This window comes from Veillonella sp. 20925_1_51, assembly GCF_041431445.1.
GTDB lineage: Bacteria > Bacillota > Negativicutes > Veillonellales > Veillonellaceae > Veillonella > Veillonella nakazawae.
On sequence record NZ_JAPVXT010000019.1, the window covers coordinates 1 to 1,110 of the forward strand.

The window sequence follows — 1,110 nt, forward strand, 5'->3', positions numbered from 1 at the left end:
AGAGCTTGGATGTCACTTAGGTCGACACTTTGGCCAGTAAGTAGACGTAGCATATGCGCTAGCTGTACTTACAACCTAACATTGTTCGGTTTTGAGAGATCTGTAAAGACTCTCAAACATAATATGAATATGTCGCAAGATGTAGTCAGATTATTGTTCTTTGAAAACTGCATAGAAGAATTAATATATATTTGTAAGGTCATCTCTTAGAATTTCTAAGTAGGTTGACCCGAGCACATAGGAAATAATTCTCTGACTTAATGGTGACGTACATGAAAATGTACGGCTACAAAATAAACGACAATGTATCTAATGCATGTCTAAAAAATCGTAATGATTTTCATCAGAATTTGATGGATATCGAGGCGTACCAGTGAAGTGAAACCGTCGCGTATTTGTATACGCAAGGTGAGCTGAACGCAGTACAACGAAGATAGCCGCAAATTATGGTGTAAATAAGTAAAGATTTTAAGGGCGTACGGTGGATGCCTTGGCGATATCAGCCGAAGAAGGACGCGGTAAGCTGCGATAAGCTACGGAGAGGTGCAAGCAACCTTTGACCCGTAGATTTCCGAATGGGGGAACCCGGCAGTGGTTATGCACTGTCACCCATAGCTTAGACTATGAGGAGGGCACCTGGGGAACTGAAACATCTAATTACCCAGAGGAAAAGTAATCAAACGAGATTTTCTTAGTAGCGGCGAGCGAACGGGAAAGAGGCCAAACCGGAGCGGGCAACCGCACCGGGGTTGAGGACAGTCATCAAGTGTAAATGAGGTAGAAGAATCGAGCTGGAAAGCTCAGCCGCAGAAGGTGAAAGCCCTGTAATCGAAACCTTGCATACACGGGACTGTATCCAGAGTACCACGAGACACGTGAAACCTTGTGGGAAGCAGGGGGGACCACCCTCCAAGCCAAAATACTGATATCGACCGATAGCGCATAGTACCGTGAGGGAAAGGTGAAAAGAACCCCTGGCGGGGAGTGAAAGAGAACCTGAAACCGTATGTCTACAAACAGTCGAAGTCTGTATATATATCAGGACGACGGCGTGCCTATTGAAGAATGAACCGACGAGTTACTGTTGCTAGCGAGGTTAAGTGGAAAACA

1 rRNA gene is annotated in these 1,110 nt (G+C 45.0%); it reads left to right on the top strand.

The window, feature by feature from the left end:
• Positions 1 to 458 precede the first annotated feature (458 nt).
• Positions 459 to 1,110 (top strand): 23S ribosomal RNA (locus tag O3607_RS09720); the annotation flags it as partial.